Raw genomic sequence first — 9,651 nt, 5'->3', positions numbered from 1 at the left:
GCGGGTACCACAGCGCTGCGCGCTGTGCAAGGGAAGCCCTGCGCTGCGCTCCGGGCGCCCCACCCTTCGGGTGGGGCTGGCCTGCGCTGCGCTTCGGCCTGGTGTGGGTTCGCTGCGCTCTCCCACACCCCTCGGTCATCCCCTGCGCTGCGCTTCGGGGGTGACCGAGGGTCACCGGCCGCGCTGCGCGCGGTCGGTGAAGGCCTTTCGCTGCGCTCCAGGCTGGGCCCGCTTCGCGGGCGGCCGGCTGCAGAGAGGGGGCCGGTCGTGTTGCTGCGCTGGGGGGCGTCAACCACTCCAGGTGGTCCAACGGGCATGGGACGGCTCGCACTGTCCGGACTCGATTGCCCCTTGATACGCCTCCTTCACGTTCACCGGCTCCCCAGCACTGCTGTAGGCGAAAACGCAATCCGGGTAGACCGGCTGCAACCCATACCAGCAGGTGGTTATCAGGAGGGTCAGCACAAATGCAGCAAAGGGGTACCTCCACGTGAGAGGACCTGAGAGAGGACGGATCACACCGGAAATCGTACCGCCGGGACCTCAACATCCGGCCCCCGCGGGGCCTTCCCATCGCCGAGGGGGTGGCCGGTCTTGCCGTTGTGCGGGTGTCAGCGTCGTCTTCTGAAGTAACCGTGTTGATGCAGTTTGTAGAGGACCCACGGAAGCAGGGCAGCCCACACCCCCAGGAACGCCCACTTGAACCACGGAGGCCCGTCCGGCCTGTCTCGCGCCAACTCGGAGGCAACCACCAAGAGTGAAGTCATACCTCCCCGACTGCCCAGCCCACAGACCAACACACGGCCCCCGGGGGCTGCGATCGCCTCATTGCGGGCCCGGCTCCGGGGAAGGGAACGCGTCGTACAGGGCTTCGGCGTGTACCGCGTCCCACTGACTGATCAGCAGACGCTCGACCCTGCCGTCACGCCGGTGTAACTCGACCTCCTGACCCTTGTCGAATTCCACCTGTACCTGCGGATTCCCGCGGACCGCTGTGGCCTCGCCGCGGATCATCTCGAACCAGATACCGCGTATCCCGTAGCGGAGGTCGTTGCCCAGGTGACGCAGGACTCGCACGCGGCGGTCGGTCAGCAGGAGGGAAGCCCGGCGCGGCACCAGACCCCACAGTGAGCGTCCGTAGGTCACCGCACAGCCGGCCATCATCCGCTCACCCTCAGGAACCCACTGCGCCAGGCGCTCACGGTCCACCGACCACTTCGCCGCATCCATCACCACGCCCCCTCGCATCCCCCGAACGGCAACGTCACCGCCTGCCGCCCGTCTACCCGGAAGCAGCCCGTGAACCGCCCGTCGGCAGATCCCGCAACTCCAGCAGGAACCCGCACAACGTCATCCTTCCGCGCTTCGGCCTGCCGGGCCGCTCGTTCGTGTGGGTTCCGGTACAGCGACTGCATCATCTAGATGCAGCATGTACCGTTGGCGAAAATATGGGGCATCCGCCATAGACCGTCTCGGCGGCACGCTTTTCCTGGAAAGGACCCGGTGGGCATGCGGGGTGCTGAGGACGTGGCGCGGGATTCGGCTCGGCGCCAGGGGGACGGTCTGGCCGTGGCTGTGGTTGCGGAGCGGGTCGTGGAGGCGGCGGTCAGGGAGCCGGAGCGGCTGGCCGCGGTCTGGGCGGCGAAGCACCGGGAGTGGCGGCGCGTCAGCCTCCGGTCGAAGTCCGCTCAGGCTCTCGGGTCTGCGTCGCTGCTCCTTGCTGAGGGAGACCGGCCAGCCAGCCGGCCCATCCTTCCGTCACTCCTCGCCGGAGAAGCGCTCCCACGCGGACTGACGCGTGATCCCGAAGGTCTCACCGATCCGGGTCCAGGTCACTCCACGCCGCCGCAGTTCCTGGACCCAAAGCCGCAGGTCAGCCTCAGCTCGGTCGATATGCGCCGCAACTTGAGGGAGATGGCTCAGGATCTCCTCGTCCGTCATGGAGGCCCACGCGTGAGCGCGCGGCGTGGAGGGCTGCCCCATCGCCTCGGCGACGATCCGTTCCGCCAGCGCAACGCACTCGTCGCAGATGTAGACACCCGGTCCCGCGACCAGCTTGCCGACCTCGGAGCTCGGCTTCCCGCAGAAGGAACACTGCGTGGGTTCGGTGGACTGAGCCGTGGCTGTCATGGCTACCTCTCCGGGCGTGTCAGGGTTACCCTGACACGGTATGCCGTCAAGAGAGCCCTGACAAGGTGATGCGCGGTGGCAGGACGAGCGGCACGAGCTGCGGGCAGAGCTGTGGCTGTCCGCGGGCCCCGGCGACTGATCGGGGCGGCGGCTGCTCGGGCCGGGCTGCGGCCCGTCGAGGTCCTGGCGCAGCTCGCCGAGCGGGTCGTGGCGGGCGGGGACGGCACGGTATCCGTGTCGGCGTTCTCGCCGTCCAGATGACCCGTGGCCGTCTGAAAACCCGCCGGAATTAGTTATTGGAAGGCCAGGAGAATTTTGTGATTCAGCTCAGGGAACACCAAGTCGTGCAGAAGTCGGCGTTCCTGAAATGGGTTGGATTCTCTGCAAGATCTTCTGTGCCCGTTCAGGGGGTGCGGGGCACGATCGTGTCGGCGACCGGCTCGGGGAAGACGATCATGGCCGCCGCGTCCGCGCTGGAGTGCTTCCCTCGCGGGAGGATCCTCGTCACCGTCCCGACCCTGGACCTCCTCGTCCAGACCGCGCAGGCCTGGCGCCGGGTCGGCCACCGGGCGCCGATGGTCGCGGTCTGCTCGCTGGAGAACGACGCGGTCCTGGAGCAGCTCGGGGTCCGTACGACCACGAACCCGATCCAGCTCGCCCTGTGGGCCGGGGCCGGGCCGGTCGTCGTGTTCGCCACGTACGCCTCGCTGGTGGACCGGGACGACGTCGAGGGCCCGGCCGGCGCGGGGAAGGTGCGGGGGCCGCTGGAAGCCGCGCTCGTCGGCGGGGAGCGGCTGTACGGGCAGGTGATGGCTCCGTTCGACCTGGCCGTGGTGGACGAGGCGCACTCGACCGCGGGGGATCTGGGGCGGCCGTGGGCGGCGATCCACGACACCGCGCGGATTCCCGCGGACTTCCGGCTCTACATGACTGCGACCCCGCGCATCCTCGCCGCCCCGCGGCCGCGGAAGGGCGCGGGCGGGTCCGAGCCGGTGATCGCGAGCATGGCCGACGATCCGGACGGCACCTACGGAGCCTGGCTCCCCGGCGCCGAGCTGGGGCTGTCCGAGGCGATCGAGCGGGGGATCCTCGCCGGGTTCGAGATCGACGTCCTCGAGATCCGCGACCCCGACCCGATCCTCGGGCTGTCGGAGGACGGGCTGCGGGGCCGGCGCCTGGCCCTCCTGCAGACCGCACTCCTGGAACACGCCGCCCGGCACAACCTCAAGACCGTCATGACGTTCCACCAGCGGGTCGAAGAAGCCGCCGCGTTCGCGGCCAAGCTCCCGGCGACCGCGGCCGAGCTGCACGCCACCGAGGCGTCCGACGCCGACCTAGCGGCCGCCGGCCGGCTGCCGAAGTCCTCGATCGGCGCCGAGCCGTACGAGCTGGAGACCGGCCGGCATGTCCCGCCGGACCGGGTCTGGGCGCAGTGGCTGTGCGGGGACCACCTCGTCGCCGAGCGGCGGGAGGTACTCCGCCAGTTCGCCAACGGCATCGACGCGGCCGGCCGGCGGGTACACCGGGCGTTCCTCGCGTCCGTTCGCGTTCTCGGGGAAGGGGTCGACATCTCCGGCGAGCGGGGAGTGGAAGCAATCTGCTTTGCGGACACCCGTGGGTCGCAGGTCGAGATCGTGCAGAACATCGGCCGCGCGCTGCGGCCCAACCCGGACGGGACCGCCAAGGTCGCCCGCATCATCGTCCCGGTGTTCCTGGAGGCCGGGGAGGATCCGACCGATATGGTCGCCTCAGCGTCTTTTGCACCCCTGGTAGCGGTCCTCCAAGGCCTGCGCTCGCACGACGCCCGCCTTGTCGAGCAACTCGCCTCCCGCGCCTTGTCGCGGGGACGGTACGAGCGGCAGATCCACGTCCAGCGCGACGAGGACGGCCGGATCACCAGCGCCAGCGACGCGGCCGGCGCCGGGGAGGGCGGTGGGGACCAGGAGCAGGACGGTGGCGACGCGGGCGCCGAGTCGGCGCTGCTGCACTTCTCCAGCCCACGCGACCCCGCGACCATCGCCGCGTTCCTGCGCACCCGCGTCTACCGGCCCGAATCCCTCGTCTGGCTGGAGGGATACCAAGCCCTGCTCCGCTGGCGGAAGGAGAACGAGGTCACCGGGCTGTTCGCGGTCCCGTACGACACCGAGACCCCGGTCGGCGTCACCAAGGACTTTCCGCTCGGGCGATGGGTCCACCAGCAGCGCAAAGCCCTGCGGGCCGGAGAGCTGGAGGGGCGGCGCAAGACCCTCCTCGACGCGGCCGACGCCGGGATGGTGTGGGAACCCGGCGAAGAAGCGTGGGAGACCAAGCTCGCCGGCCTCCGCTCCTACCAGCGAGCGCACGGGCACCTGGCACCCCGGCAGGACGCCGTCTGGGGCGAAGACGGCGAGCAGCTCGCGATCGGGCAGCTGATGGCCAACCTCCGGCGTACCGGCGGCCTCGGGAAGAACGAGGAGCGGGCCCGCACCCGCGCCGAGCAGCTGACCGCGATCGACGAGGACTGGGCGTGCCCATGGCCGCTCGACTGGCAACGCCACCACCGCGTCCTCGCCCAGCTCGCCGCCGACGAACCTGGCGGCCGGCTCCCCACGATCGAGCCCGGCGTCACCTTCGACGGCGACGACCTCGGCAGGTGGCTCACGCGGCAGGCCCGCAACTGGGCGCAGCTGTCCGCCGAACAGCAGGAACGACTTGCCACGCTCGGCGTGACACCCGCCCCGGTCCCGGCCACCGTGCCGACGTCCGAGGCCGCGGGCGTGGGCGACGGTGCGAAGGGGTCGGGCAAGGCGCGGCAGGCCTTCCAGCGGGGTGTGGAGGCGCTCGCGCAGTACGTCGCACGGGAAGGCGGGTTGCCCGCGCGCTCCGTGGTCGAGGTGCTGCCCGACGGCGCCGAGCACCGTACGGGGATCTGGTACGGGAATCTCAAGGCCCGCCGGGACAAGCTCGACCAAGCCCAGCTCGCCGCGCTCGCCGAACTTGGGGTGGAGTGGGCGCGATAACAGGGGCAGCCGGAGCCGGGCGGAGCGGAGTACAACCCACCGACTCCAGAAGCGTACATATCGCGTACATGCAGATGGCAGGCGTGGCGGAGAACGCCACACTGACAGCACCACGGCCATCACCGGGTCACGAACGACCAGCCGCGACGACTCCCCGCATTAGCTTCCTCCCAGGTTGCGGACATAAACCCGCAGATCATCAGTTTTAGCGCGTAGGCGTCCGCGAAAGCCCGGGCCGGGCGCCGGCGGTGGGCGTTCCAGACGGACTTCATGGCCCTGGCGCATACGTCGCAGGGGACGGCGGCCTGCCGGGGCGCGGCGTGGTCGTCCCGCCCGACGGGAGCGAGCACCGCACCGGGATCTGGATCGGGAACATGAAGGACCGCCGCGACCGGCTCGACCAGACGCAGCTGAGCGCATGCCGACTCGGGGCGGACTGGGCGCGGTAGAGCAGGCTCGGGCGTCTGTGCAGACCGACGCCCCCGGCTTCCGAGTGACGAGGGACTTCCCTTAATAGGGAATGGCCTTTCGCCACTAAGGGCATTCCAACTTGTCCACAATTGCGACCGACCAAATTGTCTGATCAGCACTCCACCAGACACCATTCGGGGGAACGCAGACTTGCCGCCCGGGGCTCATCCGAATTCTTGCGATGTCGTCATTACGAGTGTTAACCACGAAGAATCCGTCTTCGCGGGCAGTCGGCTGGAAATTTTCCCCATTCAGGTAGCCGAACCTCTCATGCACATCACCGTGCCGAAGTGACCCGTAGTCCGTGTAGACGCAGACATCAGGATATCGGCATCCATGTGTCGGCCCCTCCACTGCTTGCGCACCCGGAGCCAACAGGGTGGAGCCCAGAAGGATCATGACACTGATCCCCCCGATGGAAACCCCTTTACCTAGGGAACACATAAATGCCTCCACGGGGAAAGAGCTATCGGAGCCATGGGCGACCTGAGCCGTAGTTGCGCGCAGCCCCTTCCCCACTTGGGGATGTCCGCACCCCGCAATGCCTCTCTCCTTATTTTATCTCGACTATTGGGTACTGCAACGCGCAGTACCCGGAGCAGGCGTGCGAGCCTCGACGCCCCCAGTTCCCGCGCGATGGTCTCAGCCGTCGCCTACCCGCGGTCAATACGTCCACGACGCGTCGCTCTTCGGCAGGGTAGTGCGAACTTGGCCTGCGGGGTCGCGGCAGGGTCCTCGGCAGTACGGCTCCAGCTGCCGTACCGCGTCAACAGCCTGCGTGCCTCGGCGGAACTCATGCCGAGCGCTACCGCAGCCTTGTCCGGGCTCATGTCCTTGCGGGTGTCGCGGGCCGCCCAGTAGCCGACCCGCTCCGCGGCGACTCCAGCTGCCGGGTCGCCTTCACCGCTGCGACCGGGGGCGCCTATCAGTCACGGAACGTCTCCCTTCTAATAAAGCGATTCATCCCCTTCGGAAATATTGAGAATTGCACAATTTTTGCAACTACGGCTTGCCGGAAACGCAACGAAAAGTATTTACCCCGGCAGCCCAAGGGGGCAGCCGAAAGGGGAATCTCAATGCCTGTTGGACAGAATATGGCGCCGAGCATTCTTTTCGCGGTCAGTGGCTTGGCGCAGGCGCTGGCCGGGGCCCCGGCGTGGTGCATCGTGGTGTGTCTCGCCATGAGCCTGGGCCTGGGTGTGGCACAGGTGGTGTTTCCGCAGGAGTCGGGCGACCGGTTGAAGTGGTGGCAGAACCGGCGCTCGTACTTGGCCCGTCGAAGGGAGCTGCGCAACTCGCGGGAGAGCGAGCGTAGTGAGCGGGTTAAGCGGCTGCGCCGCAGCGACAGCTAGCCCGTTGGGGGTTCGGCCTGCCGGGATGACGGGCCGGACTCCGGCGCTGCGGTAGTACCGCGGCCGATGAGCACCCTCGGCGTAGAGGTGACACTTCCCCCGGCCTTGTGCTGTGCGTCACAATGCAAGGCCGGGGTGTCGGGCCCCACTGGCAGGGCGAGGGGAAGGCGAGCGGATGTCGCAGCAAGAGGCTCCCTGGTCCGCTTCAGCGTACGGCGAAGCCTTGCGAAACGTGCTGCAGAGAGGAAAGGACAAGGGAGCCACTCAAAGGGCTTTCGCCGGCAAGGCGGGCCTGGACGCGCCCACGCTATCCCGTTACCTCAGTGGAGAGCGCACAGCTCCGAAGCGAGTCGTGGAGGCTCTGGCTTCCTACCTAGCCCATCTCGGACTTTCCCTGTCCGAAGCCGAGATGGGCGAGCTGCACGAACTGCGGCGCGCTGCGGAGAGGAACAGTGGGCAAAGCGCAGCGCGGATCGCGTACTGGACCGAGGAGGTCTTCCTGCTGCGCCGAGCTCTGGACGAAAAGTCGCAAATAGAACGGTCCCTGCTGGAGCGGCTAAAGAAAGCCGAGACAGAGCTGGACGTCCTGGTCGGCGACTTGGCCAACGCGCTTGAACTTGCCCAACAAACTGAAGGCGAACGCGACCAGCTTGAGACTCTCATCGCGAAGCAGCACAAGCAGTTGGAGCACGCCCAGCTCTACTCCCGTCAGCTTGAAAACGATCTGGCGTGTTCACAACAGGCGGCCCAACTGCTAGGGCAGGAGATCCGAGTGCTGCGCGAGCAAGTCCGCAAACTCTTGGAAGAGCAGTACAAGAAGTGCGTTATCAAGAAGGTCACGGTGCCCCCGCTACGGAGGCAGCCCGGTCTCACGAACTACTTATTGGATCCGTGGAGGGCCAAGCACACTCTGGAATACAAAAAGGTCGACACTTTCAGGCAGCAATTACTCCAGGAGTTCAAGGCGGCATGCAGGCACTACAAGATTGTTAACCCCGACCGCACGGTGGAGGCCGGTCGGAAGATCGCCGCGCTGACAGACAACAAGCACTGGATCACCGTCGCCAAAAACGTCGACCACCTCAGCTCGGTCGGCTGCGGAATCTACGGTAGTAGTACGGACGCAGGTTTCGCCGGCGTGGACAACCGGCCGCCGAAGACCCCCACCATCGAAACCGCGAACGCGTTCGTTGCTGGCGTCGACACCGTACTGGCACAGATCAAGCACCTGCGTGAGAGGTCCCTCCTCTGAACCCTGCCCCGGACCCAGAGGGTCGGAGCCCGGGCGGCGGGCGGGCCGGGGCCCGGGCGGCGGGACCGCGCGGCGACGCTTGGCGGCGGGACCGGGCCCGGGCGGCGGGGCCGGGCGAAGGGCGGCGGCCCAGCATTCATGTTCGGATCACCCGGTCGGCGGCCTCGTCGGGGACAGCCTCACCCCGCCGTGCCGCCGTTCCCGGGCCGCAGGGATGATGCCTCCGTGGCGACCAATCTTGAGCTCTTCGCGGACTACTTCCAGATCCACATCCTGGACGAGGACTCCGACTCCGACTTCAGCGATGTGTGGACTGAGCAGACAGTGTTGGACGGGCTCGGAGTCACTGAAGGCGGTCTGGCGATCGGCACTGACGTCAACTTCACCGTGGCTGTTGCCGTCCATCTCCTCACAGACCAGCCCGGCGATGACAGCGACGACTTCGACCACGTCGTCGAGGCAAGCCTCAACCTGGCCTCGGGACGCCTCGTCGTGCTCGGCTGCACTGACGACTTCGACACCGCAGCTCGCTTCGACATGCCCGCCGGCTGGACCCGCATCCGGGCTTCCAGGCGTGGCCTCGCCGCTGCGGCCTTCCCCGACCCCGACTGCGAGGACGAGCCCGAAGACACCGAGGAGATCCGGCTCCAATCATGGCCCGCTCCGTACTCCGAGCCGCACATCACCAAACGATGGGCACGTCCCGACGCGGAACCCGACTCGTGAACCAGCTCTTCGTGCTCGCCCTGTCGTCGCACAAGAAAAAGGATCTGACTCCCCACCGAGATCAACACTGATGTCCATCGCGAGCGTCGCTAACCCCCACCTACGTGCTCACACAGAGAGTCGCCTAACACCGGACGGCAGGTGGCAGGACCGTGGGACCGGGCGCCCGGCGCCGGGCTCGGCGGGCGGGCAGCGGCCGGGCCACCGGCGCCGAGGCCGGAGCCAGGCCCACGGCCGCGACAGGGCCGGGCGGCGGGGCCGCGGCGGGACTGAGCGCAGAGGCGTGACCGCGCGGCGGGGCCGGGGCGAGGGCGGGCGGCGGCAGGGCGGGCGCAGCCCACAGGCACGGCCAGCGCAGCAGCGAGCGCAGGGCGGGAACCGGGCCTAGCCGCGGAGCCGGGCCCACCGGACGCAGGCCGTCGGCGGCAGGGCGGCGGCCGGGGCGCGGCACAGGCGCGGGGCGGTGGCAGCCGCGGGACCGGCGGACGGACGGGACGGCCAGGCCCAACACGGCGCCACCACGAGCCGGACAGGCACCGCCAGCACAGCAACGAACACCAGACGAAACCCAGGCCAGACCCCGACCCCCGGCGCCGGGAACCAGGCGGCGGGCGGGTCGCGGGACCGGCGAGCGGGGGCGGCGGGGGCCGGGGCCCCGCGCCGGGAGGCCGAGGGGGGCGGGGAGGCCCAGTGCGGCGAAAAAAAAAACCAGCGCCCCCAC

The 9,651-nt window shown here is 68.6% G+C and carries 6 protein-coding genes and 1 pseudogene; 5 read left to right on the top strand and 2 right to left on the bottom strand.

Going from position 1 to position 9,651, the window contains the following annotated elements; all coding sequences use genetic code 11:
* Positions 1–825 precede the first annotated feature (825 nt).
* Together ACFWU6_RS33065 and ACFWU6_RS33060 are read right to left on the bottom strand one after the other, a co-directional pair.
* On the bottom strand, positions 826–1,230 hold the full coding sequence (locus tag ACFWU6_RS33065) for a hypothetical protein (protein ID WP_383985089.1): 405 nt from the start codon (positions 1,228–1,230) through the stop codon (positions 826–828).
* A gap of 773 nt (positions 1,231–2,003) precedes the next feature.
* A pseudogene (locus tag ACFWU6_RS33060) lies at positions 2,004–2,130 on the bottom strand (ClpX C4-type zinc finger protein); the annotation flags it as partial.
* A 317-nt stretch (positions 2,131–2,447) separates the two neighbouring features.
* Here ACFWU6_RS33060 and ACFWU6_RS33055 point away from each other — a divergent pair.
* From ACFWU6_RS33055 to ACFWU6_RS33035, 5 genes are all read left to right on the top strand, one after another.
* Positions 2,448–5,129 (top strand): Helicase associated domain protein, encoded by a 2,682-nt coding sequence (locus ACFWU6_RS33055; protein ID WP_383985086.1) that lies wholly within the window; start codon positions 2,448–2,450, stop codon positions 5,127–5,129.
* A 320-nt stretch (positions 5,130–5,449) separates the two neighbouring features.
* Positions 5,450–5,578, top strand: a complete 129-nt coding sequence (locus ACFWU6_RS33050) for a hypothetical protein (protein ID WP_383985083.1) — start codon at positions 5,450–5,452, stop codon at positions 5,576–5,578.
* Positions 5,579–6,676: 1,098 nt separating this feature from the next.
* Complete coding sequence (locus tag ACFWU6_RS33045) at positions 6,677–6,952, top strand: hypothetical protein (protein WP_383985080.1); 276 nt, start codon at positions 6,677–6,679, stop codon at positions 6,950–6,952.
* Between the two features lie 175 nt (positions 6,953–7,127).
* Positions 7,128–8,204, top strand: coding sequence for a helix-turn-helix domain-containing protein (locus tag ACFWU6_RS33040; RefSeq protein WP_383985077.1), 1,077 nt, complete (start codon positions 7,128–7,130; stop codon positions 8,202–8,204).
* A 225-nt stretch (positions 8,205–8,429) separates the two neighbouring features.
* Complete coding sequence (locus ACFWU6_RS33035; protein ID WP_383985074.1) at positions 8,430–8,930, top strand: hypothetical protein; 501 nt, start codon at positions 8,430–8,432, stop codon at positions 8,928–8,930.
* The last annotated feature ends 721 nt before the right edge of the window (positions 8,931–9,651 follow it).

It is taken from the genome of Streptomyces sp. NPDC058674, from assembly GCF_042716505.1.
Taxonomy (GTDB): Bacteria; Actinomycetota; Actinomycetes; order Streptomycetales; family Streptomycetaceae; genus Streptomyces.
Note: the sequence above shows the minus strand (reverse complement) of the source record. Positions and strands in the feature narration are given on the sequence as shown.